Below are 15,760 nucleotides of genomic sequence, written 5' to 3' on the forward strand. Positions count from 1 at the left end.
CGATGCCCGAGGCCGACCTGCTCGAGGACGAGCTCGTCCTCCACGGCCGGATCATGCCTGCGTCGAACGCGACCTTCGTCGGCGAGATCGGCGGGGTGCGCGTCGTGTACAAGCCGGTCGCCGGCGAGCGGCCGCTGTGGGACTTCCCCGACGGGACGCTCGCGGGCCGGGAGCGGGCGGCGTACCTGGTCTCCGAGGCGTTCGGCTGGAACGTCGTGCCCGAGACCTGGCTGCGCGGCGGGCCGCACGGCCCCGGGATGGTCCAGCGCTGGCAGGAGCCGGACGAGGAGCAGGTCGCGGTCACGCTGGTCGCCGAGCGCGAGGTGCCGGAGGGGTGGAAGCACGTCTTCGACGGGCTGGACGGCCAGGACCGGCCGATCTCGCTGATCCACGAGGACTCCGCGCCGCTGCGGCGGATGGCGGTCTTCGACGTCGTCGTCAACAACGCCGACCGCAAGGGCGGCCACGTGCTCGAGATGGCCGACGGGCACCGGTACGGCGTGGACCACGGCGTGACGTTCCACACCGACCACAAGCTGCGCACCGTCCTGTGGGGGTGGCTGGGGGAGAGCCTGACCCCGGAGGAGGTGGACGTCGTCCGCAGGGTGGGCAACGAGGTGCGCGGCGCCCTCGGCGAGGCCCTCGCCGAGCACCTGACCGACCCGGAGCTCGAGGCGCTCGCCCGGCGGTGCCAGCGCCTGGCGGCGAAGGCCGTGATGCCGGCGCCTCGCGGCGAGTGGCCCGCGATCCCGTGGCCGCCGTTCTGACCCGCCTCGCCCCACTCGATAGGCTCGCCGCATGCGCGCCTGGCCGTCCCCGGAGATCCCCACCCTGCCCGTCGTGGGTCCGCCGGTCGTCCTGCACGACACCGCGTCCGGCGATCGGGTCACGACGACGCCCGACGGCCCGGCGCGCCTGTACGTGTGCGGCATCACGCCGTACGACGCCACCCACCTCGGCCACGCCGCGACGTACGTCGCGTTCGACCTGCTGAACCGGGCCTGGCGGAACGCCGGTCACGAGGTGACCTATGTCCAGAACGTCACCGACGTCGACGACCCGCTGCTCGAGCGCGCGGCCAAGGTGCACGTCGACTGGGTCGAGCTGGCCGAGCGGGAGACCGAGCTGTTCCGCCAGGACATGGCCGCGCTGCGCGTGCTGCCGCCCGACCACTACATCGGTGCCGTCGAGTCGATCCCGCTGGTCATCGACCTGATCGAGCGACTGGACGCCGTCGGCACGATCTACCGGGTCGAGGACGACCTCTACTTCTCGGTGACCGCGGACCCGGCCTTCGGTGCGGAGTCGGGCTGGTCCCGGGAGAAGATGCTCGAGATCTACCCGGAGCGCGGCGGCGACCCCGAGCGCCCGGGCAAGAAGGACCCGCTCGACTGCATCGTGTGGCGCGGCCGCCGCGAGGGGGAGCCGTCGTGGGAGAGCCCGTGGGGACCCGGTCGCCCGGGGTGGCACGTCGAGTGCACCGCGATCGCCCAGGAGCACCTCGGGTCCGCGTTCGACGTCCAGGCCGGCGGCAGCGACCTGGTGTTCCCGCACCACGAGATGTGTGCCGGCCACGCCCAGGTCGCCGTACCCGGCACGCCGTTCGCCCAGGTCTACAGCCACGGCGGGATGGTCGGGTACGACGGCGAGAAGATGTCGAAGTCGCGGGGCAACCTGGTCTTCGTCTCGGCGCTGCGCAACAGCGACGTCGACCCGATGGCGATCCGACTGGCGCTGATGCGCCACCACTACCGAGCCGACTGGGAGTGGACCGACGCCGAGCTCTGGACCGCCGTCGACGACGTCGACCGCTGGCGCCGGGCCCTCTCGCTGGGTGCCGGCGCACCGGCCGCGCCCGTCGTCGAGGAGGTCCTCACCGCGCTGGCCGACGACCTCGACGCGCCGCGTGCACTCGCCGCGGTCGACCGCTGGGTCGCGGCCACGCTGGGCACCGACGGCCTCGCCGACACCAGCGACCCCGATGCCGCCGGCGAGATGCTGCGCCTCCTCGACGCCGCTCTCGGCCTGGCCATCTGGATGCGCTGACGGATCCGGACGGGGCTGGTCCGTTCTGCGGTTGGTGACCAATCCGCAACATTGGACCGTTCAAATCTGCGGTTGGTGACCAATCCGCGCACCTAGCGGCCGGTCAGTCCTCGTCGCGCCGCCGCTTGAGGTACCGCTCGAACTCGCGCGCGATCGCCTCGCCGGAGGCCTCGGGGAGGTCGGTGGTGTCCCGGGTCTCCTCGAGGGCCCGGACGTAGTCGGCGACGTCCTCGTCCTCCTCGGCCAGCTCGTCCACACCGCGCTCCCAGGCGCGGGCGTCCTCGGGCAGGTCACCGAGCGGGATCGACGCCTCGAGCAGGTCCTCGAGCTGGCCGAGCAGCGCCAGCGTCGCCTTCGGGCAGGGCGGCTGGGCGACGTAGTGCGGCACCGCGGCCCAGTACGACACCGCCGGCATGTCCACCTGCACGCAGGCGTCCTGGAACACGCCGACGATCCCGGTCGGACCCTCGTACGTCGACTGCTCGAGCTTGAGCCGGTCGACCAGCTCGGGCTCGGTCGCCGTGCCGGTCACCGGGATCGGCCGGGTGTGCGGGGTGTCGGCCAGCAGCGCGGCGAGCGTGATCACCATCGTGCCGCCGAGCTCGTCGCACGCGGCGAGCAGCTCGCCGCAGAACTGGCGCCAGCGCATGCTGGGCTCGATGCCGCGCAGGAGGATCACGTCGCGGTCCAGCTCCGGGGGAGAGGCGACGGACAGTGTGGTCGTCGGCCAGGTGATCCGCCGGTGGCCCATGGCGTCGCTGCCCACGACCGGGCGGTTGACCTGGAAGTCGTAGAAGTCCTCGGGGTCGATCGCGCCGACGGTGCGCGCACCCCACACCCGGATGAGGTGGTCGACGACCGCGGAGGCGGCGTCGGCGGCGTCGTTCCAGCCCTCGAAGGCGGCGATGACGATCGGGTCCACCAGGTCGGGAACGTCCTCCAGCTCGATCACCCCTCCAAGCCTAGTCGCCGCCGGGGATTTCCCTGGGCGAGACGCCCGGTGTCACGATCTGGGAATCCGGTCCAGCTCGTGGCCAGGGTTCCTACGCTTGAGCAGTCGAGAGGAGTCCCCGTTGTCCGAGTCCCCGCAGTGGCGGCCCGACGTCACCGACGAGCTCACCCGCACGCTGGGCGAGCGGATCATGGTGATCGACGGGGCGATGGGCACCGCCATCCAGCGGGACCGTCCGGACGAGGCGGGGTACCGCGGCGAGCGGTTCGCGGACTGGCCGCAGGACCTGGTCGGCAACAACGACCTGCTCACGCTCACCCAGCCGGACATCATCGCGGCCATCCACCGGGACTACCTCGAGGCCGGCGCGGACATCGTCGAGACGAACACGTTCAACGCGAACGCGATCTCGCTGGCCGACTACGGCCTGGAGGACCTCGACTACGAGCTGAACCTCGAGTCCGCGCGACTGGCCCGCCGCGAGGCCGACGCCGTCGGCACGCCCGAGCGGCCGCGGTACGTCGCGGGTGCGCTCGGCCCCACCACCCGGACCGCATCGATCTCGCCGGACGTCAACGACCCCGGCGCCCGCAACGTCTCCTACGAGCAGCTCGTCTCGGCGTACCTCGCAGCCGCCCGCGGCCTCGTGGACGGCGGCGCGGACCTGATCGTCATCGAGACGATCTTCGACACCCTCAACGCCAAGGCCGCGATCTTCGCGGTCGAGCAGCTCTTCGACGAGTGCGGCCGGCGCTGGCCGGTGATCGTCTCCGGCACCATCACCGACGCCTCCGGCCGCACGCTGTCGGGCCAGACCACCGAGGCGTTCTGGAACTCCGTCCGCCACGTCAGGCCCCTCGCGGTCGGGCTCAACTGCGCGCTCGGCGCGAAGGAGATGCGCCCCTACATCGCCGAGATGTCGCGGATCGCGGACACGTTCGTCTCCTGCTACCCCAACGCCGGCCTGCCGAACGCGTTCGGCGAGTACGACGAGGCCGCCGCGGAGACCGCCGCGATCATCGAGGAGTTCGCCGAGGCCGGGTTCGTGAACCTGGTCGGCGGCTGCTGCGGCACCACGCCCGCCCACATCGCCGCCATCGCGGAGGTCGTCGACGGCAAGCAGCGGCGTACCGTCCCGGAGGTCGCGCCGGCGATGCGGCTGGCCGGCCTCGAGCCGTTCACGCTGGACGCGGACAGCCTCTTCGTCAACGTCGGGGAGCGCACGAACATCACCGGCTCGGCGAGGTTCCGCAACCTGATCAAGGCGGGTGACTACGACACCGGCCTCACCGTCGCCGCCCAGCAGGTCGAGAGCGGCGCGCAGGTCATCGACGTCAACATGGACGAGGGCATGATCGACGGCGTCGCCGCGATGGACCGCTTCCTGAAGCTGGTCGCGTCCGAGCCGGACATCAGCCGGGTCCCGGTCATGGTCGACTCCTCGAAGTGGGAGGTGATCGAGGCCGGTCTCCGTTGCGTGCAGGGCAAGCCGATCGTGAACTCCATCTCGCTCAAGGAGGGCGAGGAGAAGTTCGTCGAGCAGGCCCGCCTCTGCCGCCGGTACGGCGCGGCCGCCGTCGTGATGGCGTTCGACGAGGACGGCCAGGCCGACAACCTCGAGCGCCGCAAGGCGATCTGCGAGCGTGCGTACCGGATCCTCGTCGACGAGGTGGGCTTCCCGGCCGAGGACATCATCTTCGACCCGAACGTCTTCGCCGTCGCGACCGGCATCGAGGAGCACGCATCGTACGGCGCCGACTTCATCGAGGCGGCCCGCTGGATCAAGGCGAACCTGCCGGGCGCGAAGGTCTCGGGCGGCATCTCGAACGTCAGCTTCTCCTTCCGCGGCAACAACCCGGTCCGCGAGGCGATCCACGCGGTGTTCCTCTTCCACGCGATCGCCGCGGGCCTGGACATGGGCATCGTCAACGCCGGTGCGCTGGTGGTGTACGACGAGGTCGAGCCCGAGCTGCGCGAGCGGATCGAGGACGTCATCCTGAACCGGCGCCCGGACGCCGCCGAGCGGCTGCTCGAGATCGCCGAGAGCCACAACCGCAGCGGCGAGGAGACCGAGGTCGCGGCCGAGGAGTGGCGGTCCCTGCCGGTCGCCGAGCGGATCACGCACGCGCTGGTGAAGGGGCTCGACGGCTTCGTCGAGGACGACACCGAGGAGCTCCGCCAGCAGATCGCGGAGCGCGGGGGACGGCCGATCGAGGTGATCGAGGGCCCGCTGATGGACGGCATGAACGTCGTGGGCGACCTCTTCGGGGCCGGCAAGATGTTCCTCCCGCAGGTCGTGAAGTCCGCGCGAGTGATGAAGAAGGCCGTCGGCTACCTGATCCCGTTCATCGAGCAGGAGAAGCTCGACAACCCCGAGTACGCCACCGCCAAGGACACCAACGGCACCATCGTGATGGCCACCGTGAAGGGCGACGTCCACGACATCGGCAAGAACATCGTCGGCGTGGTCCTGCAGTGCAACAACTACGAGGTCATCGACCTCGGCGTGATGGTGCCGGCGCAGAAGATCCTGGACACCGCGGCCGAGATCGGCGCGGACGCGATCGGGCTCTCCGGCCTGATCACGCCCTCCCTGGACGAGATGGTCAACGTCGCCTCCGAGATGCAGCGCCAGGGGTTCGACATCCCGCTGCTGGTCGGCGGGGCCACGACGTCGCGCGCCCACACCGCGGTGAAGGTCGACGGCAGGTACGGCGGCCCGGTGGTGTGGGTGAAGGACGCCTCCCGGTCGGTGCCGACCCTCGCGGCCCTGCTCAGCGACGCCCAGCGTCCGCAGCTGCTGGCCGAGGTCACCGCGGACTACGACGCCCTGCGCGAGCGGCACGCCGCCAAGCACGACCGGCCGATGCTGACCATCGAGCAGGCGCGCGCCAACCGCACGCCCATCGACTGGAGCGGCTACCAGCCGCCCGCCCCCCGCCGACCCGGGACCCACCTGCTCAGCGGCTACGACCTGGGCGAGCTGCGGGAGTACATCGACTGGCAGCCGTTCTTCAACGCGTGGGAGATGAAGGGCAAGTTCCCGGACATCCTCAACAACCCCACGACGGGCGAGGTCGCCCGGGCGCTGTACGACGACGCGCTGGCCATGCTCGACCGGGTGGTCGACGAGAAGTGGCTCACCGCCAACGCCGTGTTCGGGTTCTTCCCCGCCAACGCCGTCGGCGACGACATCGAGATCTACACCGACGACTCGCGCACCGAGGTGCTGACCACGCTGCGGAACCTGCGCCAGCAGGGCGAGCACCGCGACGGCGTGCCCAACCGCTCCCTGGGCGACTTCGTCGCACCGCGGGACACCGGCCTCGCCGACCACGTGGGCGCGTTCGCCGTCACCGCGGGGCTGGGGGCCCAGGAGCGGATCGCGGCCTTCAAGGAAGCGAACGACGACTACTCCGCGATCATGCTCGAGGCGCTCGCCGACCGGCTCGCCGAGGCGTTCGCCGAGCGGCTGCACCAGCGGGCCCGCACCGAGTTCTGGGGCCACGCCGCGGACGAGACACTGTCGAACGACGACCTGATCGCCGAGCGGTACGCCGGCATCCGACCCGCGCCGGGCTACCCCGCCTGCCCCGAGCACACCGAGAAGCGCACCCTGTGGGAGCTGCTGGACGTCGAGGCCGCGACCGGGATCGAGCTGACCGACAGCATGGCGATGTGGCCCGGTGCCGCGGTGTCGGGCTGGTACTTCTCGCACCCCCAGTCGCAGTACTTCGTGGTCGGGCGACTGGGCCGAGACCAGGTCGCCGACTACGCCGAGCGGAAGGGCTGGACCCTGACGGAGGCGGAGCGCTGGCTGTCGGCGAACCTCGGCTACGACCCCGATGACTGACCTCCCGCAGCCTGACCTCCCGCAGCCTGACCTCCCGCTGGCTGACCTCCCGCTGGCTGACCTCCCGCTGGCTGACCTCCCGCTGGCCGTCCTTTGGGACATGGACGGCACGCTCGTCGACACCGAGCCGTACTGGATCAGCACCGAGTACGAGCTCGCGGAGCGGTACGGCGGCAGCTGGAGCGAGGCGCACGCGCTGAACCTGGTGGGCAACGACCTGCGGGTCTCCGCGGCCTACATCCGCCAGCACATGGGCATCGACCTCGAGATCGACGAGATCGTCGAGGCGCTGCTCGATGGCGTCGTGCGCAAGGTCCAGGCGGAGGTGCCGTGGCGGCCGGGCGCGGTCGACCTGATCGACCGGATCCGCGCGTCCGGGATCCCGTGTGCGCTGGTGACGATGTCGTACGACCGGTTCGTCGCGCCGATCCTGGCGCAGCTGCCGCCGGAGACGTTCCGCGTGGTGGTCACGGGGGACCGGGTCGTGCAGGGCAAGCCGCACCCGGAGCCCTACCTCACCGCGGCCGCGGCGCTCGGCGTACCGGCCTCCGACTGCCTGGCGATCGAGGACTCCAACACCGGGGCGAAGTCGGCGGAGGCGGCCGGCTGCCTGGTGCTGGTGGTCGAGAACCACGTGCCGGTGCTGCCCACGGAGCGTCGGGTGTTCGCCGACACCCTGGAGGGCATCGACCTCGCCGCCGTGTGGGCGGTGCGGGCCTAGTCATCGGACGGATCAGGTCCTAGTACCACCGGACAATGGCGCGGTGCACCCGCCCTCGCCCAGGATTGCAGTCATCAGGGGGTCACTCGCCCTGGTTCTGAGGAAGCAGGTTCGATGATCGTCCGACGCGGCCCCGCCGTCGTGCTCAGCCTCGTGCTGGGTGCAGCGGCCCTGTCAGTAGCCCCGGCTCTGGCAAAGGACGGCGGGGCTGCGAAGGACGTTGATCGCGACCAGTGCGACCCCAGCAGCGTCTCCCGCGCGAAGCTCAAGGTCGAGCAGGTCGACGGCAACAACACTCGGTTGCTCGTCACCGGCACGGTCTGGAGCAACGACGCCGACGCGTGGGACTGGCGCGTCAAGCACAACGGCGAGGTGTCCGACAACGGGCGAGCCCGCGGTGACGAGGACTCCGACCTGAGCTTCCGCGTCGTGCGGACGATGTTCAACCTGCCGGGCAGCGACGACGTGGTCTTCCGCGCCGAGAACCTGCGCACCGGCGAGGTCTGCCGCGCCGCTGTCTCCTACTGAGGCGGTTGGGCCTATCCTGTCGGGACCCCAGCGAAAGGTCCGACGGTTGAGACTGCTCCGGAGCCCGGTGGTCCTCTTTCTCACCATCGGGGTCCTCACGGCTGTCGGCATCATCGTCGGGACCAACATCCTGGCCGATCGAGCTGCCGCGGACGAGGCGATCTCAGAGGCCAAGGGCACCACCCAGCTGCTCGCCCAGTCCGTGGTGGCTCCCGAGTTCCCGCCGACCGTCGTGCACCTGCGCCCGGACAACGCAACCGAGTACCTCCGCCCGCTCGAGAGCTTCGATCGCGAGGTCCAGGCCCGGTTGCTGAAGACGGACCGGCCGTACCGCATCAACATCTGGTCGGCGAACGGGCGCCTGCTCTACACGAGCCAGCTGGACCTCCTCTTCAAGGACCTGTTCAGCCAGAACGGCACCCACCAGCCCGCGCTCACGCTCGACGACGAGCAACGCGTGATCCTGCGCAAGGGCGGGGTCGGCTCCGAGATCGCCGATCCGGGCCGTCCGGAGGACGTCGCGGCAGCCGGCACCGAGGGCATGGTGCGCATCTACACGCGGTTCGTCACCACCGATCGCGGCTCCACGAGCGTGGCCGACCAGCGCGCGGCGGGCCGACCGGTGCTGTTCGAGGCCTACTTCCCGGTTGCCGACCTGACCGAGCGGCAGACCCAGATCTTCGACTCGTTCCGCTGGATCACCGCCGGCGCCCTCATCCTCCTCATCGCAGTGGCGACCGCGATCCTCGTCGGGCTCACCCGGCAGCTGCGCAAGGCGTCGGCCGAGCGGGAGCGACTTCTGGTGTCGGCGATGGACGCCTCGGACGCGGAGCGCCGCCGCATCGCCCGCGACCTGCACGACAGCGTCGTCCAGGACCTCGCCGGCACGGCGTTCTCCGTGAGCGCCGTCGCGCGCACGTCCGACCTCCCGGAGGACTCCAGGGAGACGCTCGAGAGTGCCGGCGTCTCGCTCCGCACCGGCCTGAAGTCGCTGCGTTCGCTGCTCGCCGAGATCCACCCGCCCGACCTCAGCGCAGACGGCCTGCCGGCGGCGCTGGCCGATCTCATCGCGCCCGCCGGAGCCGCCGGAATCCAGGCGTCCGTCAGCGTCGAGGGCGCCGAGACCGCCTCGGACGCCCACGTGGCGCTGGTCTGGCGGGTCGCCCAGGAAGCGGTGCGCAACGCGATCCGGCACTCCGAGGCCTCGACGCTCGCGGTCACCGTGCGCGGCGACGGGAGGACGCTGGCCCTCGAGGTCGTCGACGACGGCGTCGGGTTCGACCGCTCGCGCACCAAGCCGGACAGCTACGGGCTGCGCGGCCTGCGCAGCCTGGTCGTCGACAGCGGCGGCGTACTCGACGTGCGATCCTCTCCGGGCGAGGGGACCACGGTGTGGATGGAGGTCGATGCGCAGTGACCGGTCCAGGGAACACCCCGGGTACCAGCACGGGGTCCGAACCCGTCAGGGTCGTCGTCGTCGACGACCACGCCGTGATCCGGGCCGGCCTGGAGCAGCTGCTCGCCGGCACCGACGACATCCAGGTCGTCGGCGAGGCCGCGAACGGCGCCGAGGCCCTCGAGGTCGTGCGGCGGATCCGTCCCGACGTCGTGCTCATGGACCTCCAGATGCCCGGCGTCGACGGGGTCGCCGCCACCCGCGCGATCATGGCCGAGAACCTCGGCGTGGACGTGCTCGTGCTGACGTCGTTCTCCGACAGCGAGCGGATCATCGCCGCCCTCAACGCCGGCGCGGTCGGCTACCTGCTCAAGGACGCCGACCCCGAGGACGTCCTCCAGGGCATCCGCGCGGTCAGCCGCGGTGAGTCGCCCATCCACCCCCGCGCCGCCCGCGCCCTCCTCGGCTCCCGCGCCGGCTCGCAGCAGGTGCAGCTCACCTCGCGTGAGACCGAGGTGCTCGGCCTGGTCCGCGAGGGGCTCGCCAACAAGCAGATCGCCCGCCGCCTCGACATCAGCGAGCGCACCGTGAAGGCCCACCTCACCTCGGCGTTCGCCCGGATCGGCGTCGCCGACCGCACGCAGGCCGCCCTGTGGGCCGAGCGGAACGGGCTCTGAGGGCTGCTCGGCTCCGCGGTTTGGTCACCAACCGCAGATTTTCGGCCCGATCTGATGCGGTTGGTGACCAAACCACGTCATTTTGTGCGGTTGTGAATCAGAGCGAGATGTCGTCAGTGTCGTCCACGACGTCGACCTCCCGCTCGGGCAGCGGCGGGGGAGTACCGCCCCAGGCGGGGCAGATCGCCCGGTGGGCGCACCAGTCGCAGAGCCGGCCCGGGCTGGGTCGCCAGTCCCCGGACTCCTCGGCCTGCCGGATCGCCATCCAGACCGCCTCGACCTTGCGCTCCGTCGCGAGCAGGTCTCGCTCGTCGGGGACGTAGCGCAACATCTCGCCGTTCCCGAGATACACCAGCTGGAGCATCGCGGGCACGACGCCGCGAGTGCGCCAGATGACCAGCGCGTAGAACTTCATCTGGAACAGCGCCTTGGCCTCGAACATCTCGTGCGGGGAGCGGCCCGTCTTGTAGTCGACGACGCGGATGGCGCCGTCGGGCGCGACATCGATGCGGTCGACGAAGCCGCGCAGCAGCAGCCTGGAGTCCAGGAGCGTCTCGACGTACAGCTCTCGCTCGGCCGGCTCGAGCCGGGTCGGGTCCTCGAGCGTGAAGTACCGATCCAGCACGCCCCGGCACGACGCCAGCCAGGCCGCGGCCTCCGGGCCTCCCTCGGCGGCGAACATCGATGCCAGCTCCGCGTCCTGCGCCACCAGGTCCTGCCAGGCAGGTTCGAGCATCCGGCCCGCCTGTTCCGGGGTACGCCGTTCCGCGGGGAGGTCGAAGAGGTCCTCCAGGACCTTGTGCACCACGGTGCCGCGCACCGCGTCCGGCGAGTAGGGCTCCCGGATCCGGTCGATGGTCCGGAACCGGTACAGCAACGGGCAGCTCATGAAGTCACCCGCGCGGCTGGGTGAGAGCGCGCCGACGACCTCGACGCCGTCGACGGGCGTCCCCATCCGGGACGCCGGCGACTCCTCCTGGACACTCACGTCGCCACCCTAGGTCAGCCCACCGACACGCCACCGGACCCGCGGTCCACGACGTCGGCTAGCCTCGAGGCGTGCCCGACTCCCCATCCCGGCCCCGCCCGCCGGGCACCTTCCGGGTCGGCACCATCGCGGGCAGCGACGTCCTCTTGTCGTCCTCGTGGTTCGTCATCGCCGGGATCATCGCCGTCATCGTCGCGCCGGTCGCCGAGACCGCGCAGCCCGGCCTCGGGCCGTGGAAGTACGTCGCCGGCTTCGCGTTCGCCGTGATCCTGTACCTCTCGGTCCTGTTGCACGAGGCGTCGCACGCGCTCGCCGCCCGGCACTACGGGTTCCCGGTCAGCTCGATCACCCTGCACTTCCTGGGCGGCATGACCGCCATCGAGGGCGAATCCCGCACCCCGCGCCAGGAGTTCGTCATCGCGGTCGTGGGTCCGCTCACCTCGCTAGCGGTCGGCGGCCTGGCCTTCGTGCTCCGACCGGTCACTCCCGACGGGCTGCTGCTGATGGCCGTCAGCGGGTTGGCGGGCGCCAACCTCCTGGTGGGCTTCCTCAACCTCGTTCCCGGCCTGCCGCTGGACGGCGGCCGGGTCCTCAAGTCCCTGGTCTGGCGGGTCAGCGGCAACGTCCACCGCGGCACCATCGTCGCCGGCTGGGTCGGCCGGGCGGCGGCAGTTGCCGCTCTCCTGTGGCCGCTGGCGCAGGAGCCGGTCACCGGCACGAAGCCGCAGATGTTCGACTGGCTGCTGGCGCTCGTCGTCGCGGCCTTCCTCTGGTCCGGCTCCACCGCGGCGATGTCCTCGGCCCGGCTGCGCAGCCGCCTCCCGCAGCTGGTCGCACGCCAGCTGGCCCGCCCCACCCTCACGGTCCCGGGCGACCTCCCCCTCGCCGAGGCGGTACGCCGCGCGCACGACGCCTCGGCCGGAAGCATCGTCACCGTCACCGGTGGCGGCATTCCTGTCGGCATCGTGAGCGAGGCGGCGCTGGAGGCCACCCCCGACGACCGCCGGCCCTGGGTGGCGACCTCGACCGTGGCCCGCACTCTCGAGGACGGCCTCCGGCTGCCCGCCGACCTCAGCGGCGAGGACCTGGTGATGGCCATCAGCCGGACCCCGGCGGGGGAATACCTCCTCGTCGAGCCCGACGGGTCCGTCGCCGGTGTGCTGACGACCGCCGACGTGGATAGGGCGTTCCGGGAGTCGGCCCACTAGGCTCTCGCGCCGTGTCCGCCCCTGAGTCCGCGAGCCCCGACGTCCCCGCCGAAGCCTGGTCCGGCGTCCACCGCGGACCGCTGCGCGTCGGCGAGTGGGTCCGGCTGGTCGACCAGAAGGGCCGTCGGCACAACTTCGAGCTCGTGCCCGGCAAGCGCTTCTTCTCTAACCGGGGACATCTCGAGCACGACGAGCTCATCGGCCGAGAGGAGGGCTTCACCGTCACCTCCTCGGCCGGCGGCGAGTACCTCGTCTTCCGGCCCCTGCTCGCGGAGTTCGTCGTCTCGATGCCGCGTGGCGCCGCGGTCGTCTACCCGAAGGACGCGGCTCAGATCGTCGCCCTCGCCGACATCTTCCCGGGCGCACACGTGGTCGAGGCGGGGGTCGGATCCGGTGCCCTCACCTGCTCCCTGCTGCGCGCAGTCGGCCCGTACGGCCGGGTCACGTCGTACGAGCGTCGCGAGGAGTTCGCCGACGTGGCCCGCCGCAACGTCACGCAGTTCTTCGGTGCCCCGGAGGGCGAGTCGCACCCCGCCTGGCGGCTCACGCTCGGCGACCTGGCGGAGGCACTCCCGGCGTCGGGGGAGCGCGCCGACCGGGTCATCCTGGACATGCTCGCCCCGTGGGACTGCCTGGAGGCGACCGCGGACGCGCTCCGGCCCGGCGGCATCGTGTGTGCGTACGTCGCCACCACCACCCAGCTCTCCCGGTTCGTCGAGACCGTCCGCGCCCACGGTGGGTTCACCGAGCCGCAGGCGTGGGAGTCCCTGGTCCGGGACTGGCACGTCGAGGGGCTCGCAGTCCGTCCGGGCCACAAGATGATCGGCCACACCGCGTTCCTGGTCACCGCGCGCCGAATGGCCCCCGGCCAGCGCGCCCCGCTGAAGAAGCGCCGCCCCGCACCCGGTGCCTACGGATCGGACTACAGCGGCCCTCGGCCGCCCGGCCTCCCGGTCGACGAACCCATCGACTGAGGGCCGCCGAAGTGGCGCGGATTGGTCACCAACCGCATGTTTCGACCTGGAAATCTGCGGTTGGTGACCAATCCGCGCACTTCCGCGCGTCCAAATCGTGACCAACACCCCGAAATCAGACCTTTGATCGACGGCCGCCGCGGGTAGGGTCAATCGAACAGGAGGTGGCGCAGATGTCGACATCTGAAGGCGTTTCGAGCACGGGCGGCCCGGACCCAGACGAGCTCGCGGACCAGGTCCGGCTCCTGGAGTCCGAGATCGCGGACCTGCGTCAGCGGCTGGCCGAGGGCCCCACGAGCTCGCGGACGCTCGAGCTGCGGCTCGCGGACGCCCAGCGCAGCCTGGCCGGGCTCACCTCTCAGAACGAGCGGCTCGCCCAGACCCTGCGCGAGGCCCGTGACCAGATCATGAAGCTGAAGGAGGAGGTCGACCGGCTCGCCCAGCCGCCCGCCGGCTTCGGCACCTTCCTCAACCGCAACGACGACGACTCGATCGACGTGTTCACCGGTGGCCGCAAGCTGCGCGTGAACGTCAGCCCGAGCGTCGACCTGGACACCCTGAGCCGCGGCCAGGAGGTGATGCTCAACGAGGCCCTCAACGTCGTCGCCGCCCTCGACTACGAGGAGGTCGGCGAGGTCGTGATGTTCAAGGAGCTGCTGGCCGACGGCGAGCGGGTCCTGGTGATCGCGAACGCCGACGAGGAGCGCGTCGTCCGGCTCGCCGAGCCGCTGCGTGGTGACACCATCCGTGCCGGCGACTCGCTGCTGCTGGACTCCCGGGCCGGCTACGTCTACGAGAAGGTCCCGAAGTCCGAGGTCGAGGAGCTGGTCCTCGAGGAGGTCCCGGACATCGCCTACGAGTCGATCGGCGGCCTCGCCAACCAGATCGAGGCGATCCGCGACGCGGTGGAGCTGCCGTACCTGCACCCCGAGCTCTTCAAGGAGCACCAGCTCAAGCCCCCGAAGGGCGTGCTGCTGTACGGCCCGCCGGGCTGTGGCAAGACCCTGATCGCCAAGGCAGTCGCCAACTCGCTGGCCAAGAAGGTCAGCGAGCGCACCGGCCAGGAGGGGAAGTCCTACTTCCTCAACATCAAGGGCCCCGAGCTCCTCAACAAGTACGTCGGCGAGACCGAGCGGCACATCCGGCTGGTCTTCCAGCGGGCCCGCGAGAAGGCCAGCGGCGGTACGCCGGTCATCGTGTTCTTCGACGAGATGGACTCCCTCTTCCGCACCCGCGGCTCGGGGGTCTCCTCCGACGTGGAGAACACCATCGTCCCGCAGCTGCTCAGCGAGATCGACGGTGTGGAGCTGCTCGAGAACGTGCTCGTCATCGGCGCCTCCAACCGGGAGGACATGATCGACCCGGCGATCCTGCGGCCCGGCCGGCTGGACGTGAAGATCAAGATCGAGCGCCCCGACGCCGAGTCCGCGCGCGACATCTTCAGCAAGTACCTCACCACCAGCCTTCCGCTGCACGCCGACGACGTGGCGGAGTTCGGCGGCGACCGCGACGCCACCGTCGCCGGGATGATCCGCGCGACCGTGGAGCGGATGTACACCGAGACCGAGGAGAACCGGTTCCTCGAGGTCACCTACGCCAACGGCGACAAGGAGGTCCTGTACTTCAAGGACTTCAACTCGGGCGCGATGATCCAGAACATCGTCGACCGGGCCAAGAAGATGGCCATCAAGGACTTCTTGGACCACGACCAGCACGGCTTGCGCGTCTCGCACCTGCTGCAGGCCTGCGTGGACGAGTTCAAGGAGAACGAGGACCTCCCGAACACCACCAACCCCGACGACTGGGCCCGCATCTCCGGCAAGAAGGGCGAGCGGATCGTCTTCATCCGCACGCTCATCACCGGCAAGCAGGGCACCGAGCCGGGACGGTCCATCGACACCGTCGCCAACACCGGCCAGTACCTGTAGGCGACCCGGCACTCCGGCTCACGTGACGTCGGCGACCGTCGCGCCCAGTCCGGCGACGAGCTCGTCGGCGTCCACGGTGAGCGCGATGCCGGGCGCGCCCGCGCCGATGCTGACCGGACCCGCGATGGACTCGTCGACGATCACCGGCAGGGGAGTCGTGGACCCGAGCGGTGTGATCGTGCCGCGCACGTAGCCGGTCACGTCGTACGCCGCCTCCGCGCTGGGCATCGAGACCCGGTTGACCCCCAGCAGCGCGCGCAGCTTCGGCCAGGCGATCTCGCGGTCTCCGGGCACCAGCACGAACCGGTGGTCGCCCTCGGAGACCCGGACCACCATCGTCTTCACGATCTGGTGCGGCGCCACACCCCGCTCCGTCGCGGCCTCCTCCAGGGAACGCACCGGGCCGTGCCTGGTCACGGCGTACGCCAGCCCCAGCGCCTCGGCGGCGGCGATGGCCCGCCCGGAGTTGTCCGCACCCATGGGATCAAC

At 71.0% G+C, this 15,760-nt stretch carries 13 protein-coding genes; 10 read left to right on the forward strand and 3 right to left on the reverse strand.

From position 1 onward, the window contains the following. The first annotated feature begins 2 nt into the window (after positions 1–2). Together ACVW2K_RS15665 and mshC are read left to right on the forward strand one after the other, a co-directional pair. Positions 3–767 carry an SCO1664 family protein gene (locus tag ACVW2K_RS15665; protein ID WP_457203148.1) on the forward strand — a complete coding sequence of 255 codons (765 nt, stop codon included), beginning with the start codon at positions 3–5 and terminating at the stop codon, positions 765–767. Positions 768–798: 31 nt separating this feature from the next. Next, positions 799–2,046 (forward strand): cysteine--1-D-myo-inosityl 2-amino-2-deoxy-alpha-D-glucopyranoside ligase, encoded by a 1,248-nt coding sequence (gene mshC, locus ACVW2K_RS15670; protein WP_457203149.1) that lies wholly within the window; start codon positions 799–801, stop codon positions 2,044–2,046. Positions 2,047–2,149: 103 nt separating this feature from the next. Here mshC and ACVW2K_RS15675 read toward each other — a convergent pair whose 3' ends face one another. Next, a complete protein-coding gene (locus ACVW2K_RS15675) occupies positions 2,150–2,998 on the reverse strand; it encodes a PAC2 family protein (RefSeq protein ID WP_028638297.1) in 849 nt (282 codons plus the stop codon). Positions 2,999–3,119: 121 nt separating this feature from the next. On the opposite strand from ACVW2K_RS15675, the gene metH reads away from it, so the two are divergent. The 5 genes from metH to ACVW2K_RS15700 all read left to right on the forward strand — a co-directional run bounded on the left by metH (position 3,120) and on the right by ACVW2K_RS15700 (position 10,173). Further along, positions 3,120–6,851 carry a methionine synthase gene (gene metH, locus ACVW2K_RS15680; protein WP_457203150.1) on the forward strand — a complete coding sequence of 1,244 codons (3,732 nt, stop codon included), beginning with the start codon at positions 3,120–3,122 and terminating at the stop codon, positions 6,849–6,851. Then, the gene (locus ACVW2K_RS15685) at positions 6,844–7,572 is read left to right on the forward strand and encodes an HAD family hydrolase (protein ID WP_457203151.1); all 729 of its coding nucleotides are present in this window, start codon (positions 6,844–6,846) and stop codon (positions 7,570–7,572) included. Before metH ends, ACVW2K_RS15685 begins: the two co-directional genes overlap by 8 nt. Positions 7,573–7,686: 114 nt before the next feature. Further along, entirely contained in the window at positions 7,687–8,100 is a 414-nt protein-coding gene (locus tag ACVW2K_RS15690) for a hypothetical protein (protein WP_028638294.1), read from the forward strand. 67 nt (positions 8,101–8,167) lie between these two features. Further along, a complete protein-coding gene (locus tag ACVW2K_RS15695; protein ID WP_028638293.1) occupies positions 8,168–9,517 on the forward strand; it encodes a sensor histidine kinase in 1,350 nt (449 codons plus the stop codon). Next, positions 9,514–10,173: a response regulator gene (locus ACVW2K_RS15700; RefSeq protein WP_051549374.1), complete on the forward strand. Its 660-nt coding sequence runs from the start codon at positions 9,514–9,516 to the stop codon at positions 10,171–10,173. Before ACVW2K_RS15695 ends, ACVW2K_RS15700 begins: the two co-directional genes overlap by 4 nt. 97 nt (positions 10,174–10,270) lie before the next feature. Here the strand turns inward: ACVW2K_RS15700 and ACVW2K_RS15705 are convergent, their stop codons facing one another. After that, positions 10,271–11,161 (reverse strand): RecB family exonuclease, encoded by an 891-nt coding sequence (locus ACVW2K_RS15705; protein ID WP_028638291.1) that lies wholly within the window; start codon positions 11,159–11,161, stop codon positions 10,271–10,273. A gap of 71 nt (positions 11,162–11,232) precedes the next feature. Here ACVW2K_RS15705 and ACVW2K_RS15710 point away from each other — a divergent pair, with 71 nt between their 5' ends. The 3 genes from ACVW2K_RS15710 to arc all read left to right on the forward strand — a co-directional run bounded on the left by ACVW2K_RS15710 (position 11,233) and on the right by arc (position 15,271). Then, complete coding sequence (locus ACVW2K_RS15710) at positions 11,233–12,369, forward strand: site-2 protease family protein (protein ID WP_457203152.1); 1,137 nt, start codon at positions 11,233–11,235, stop codon at positions 12,367–12,369. An 11-nt stretch (positions 12,370–12,380) separates the two neighbouring features. Next, positions 12,381–13,343, forward strand: a complete 963-nt coding sequence (locus ACVW2K_RS15715) for a tRNA (adenine-N1)-methyltransferase (protein WP_028638289.1) — start codon at positions 12,381–12,383, stop codon at positions 13,341–13,343. Positions 13,344–13,516: 173 nt separating this feature from the next. Continuing rightward, a complete protein-coding gene (arc, locus tag ACVW2K_RS15720; RefSeq protein WP_028638288.1) occupies positions 13,517–15,271 on the forward strand; it encodes a proteasome ATPase in 1,755 nt (584 codons plus the stop codon). Between the two features lie 18 nt (positions 15,272–15,289). Here arc and ACVW2K_RS15725 read toward each other — a convergent pair whose 3' ends face one another. Continuing rightward, on the reverse strand, positions 15,290–15,751 hold the full coding sequence (locus ACVW2K_RS15725; protein ID WP_457203153.1) for an aminoacyl-tRNA deacylase: 462 nt from the start codon (positions 15,749–15,751) through the stop codon (positions 15,290–15,292). Positions 15,752–15,760: the final 9 nt, after the last annotated feature.

The sequence above is a fragment of the Nocardioides sp. HB32 genome (genome assembly GCF_054058995.1).